This window comes from Paraburkholderia podalyriae (assembly GCF_014397785.1).
In the GTDB taxonomy this organism is placed as follows: domain Bacteria; phylum Pseudomonadota; class Gammaproteobacteria; order Burkholderiales; family Burkholderiaceae; genus Paraburkholderia; species Paraburkholderia podalyriae.
Genome location: NZ_VZQQ01000379.1, coordinates 1 through 218, shown reverse-complemented (window position 1 = coordinate 218; position 218 = coordinate 1). Strand labels below are relative to the sequence as shown.

Below are 218 nucleotides of genomic sequence, written 5' to 3'. Positions count from 1 at the left end.
GTGATATGCGGAGGATTGCTTATGAAACGAGCGAGTAGAACTGCTGTGCGGGAGACAGCGGAGTCTCGCCCCGACATTTCATCTGCCCTTTCTTGATCATGTGCATTAATTCGACGCCACTCAGAATGACGCGCGCGCAGTGGAAATCCTTGAAGCCCAGCATCGGTCGGGTGATGCGTTTGATGGCCCGATGGTCCTGCTCGACCACGTTATTCAGG

General features: G+C 54.6%; 1 protein-coding gene. It reads right to left on the bottom strand.

Going from position 1 to position 218, the window contains the following annotated elements:
• Window positions 1-19 precede the first annotated feature (19 nt).
• Window positions 20-218: DDE-type integrase/transposase/recombinase (locus F6X42_RS43365; protein WP_187639808.1), on the bottom strand; the 199-nt coding region annotated here is incomplete at its 5' end.